This is a genomic window from Bacillus sp. SIMBA_005 (assembly GCF_046535585.1).
Classification (GTDB): domain Bacteria; phylum Bacillota; class Bacilli; order Bacillales; family Bacillaceae; genus Bacillus; species Bacillus pumilus.
On the sequence record NZ_JAWRWI010000422.1, the window covers coordinates 1 to 271 of the forward strand.

The following is a 271-nucleotide window of genomic DNA, read 5'->3' on the forward strand; positions in this document are numbered from 1 at the left end:
CATACATCACCTCTGTAGCGGCAACGACGATCGTTTTCGCACAGATCTTTGATAAGAACTACGGGCTACTGAACTGGTTGCTCTCGCTCGTCGGTATTCCCGATATTAATTGGCTTGCGACAAACTACGGTTCATGGGTCGTTGTTTCAGTGATGGTCATCTGGCGATGGTTTGGGTACAATACGCTTCTCTACCTTGCGGCTCTTCAAGCGATCCCTCGCGACATGTATGAGGCTGCCTCTGTCGATGGCGCAACGGGGTGGAAACAGTT

General features: G+C 50.9%; 1 protein-coding gene. It reads left to right on the forward strand.

What is annotated here, in order from left to right; all coding sequences use genetic code 11:
- Positions 1-77: 77 nt before the first annotated feature.
- Positions 78-271: carbohydrate ABC transporter permease (locus SB660_RS20720; RefSeq protein ID WP_410584227.1), on the forward strand; the 194-nt coding region annotated here is incomplete at its 3' end.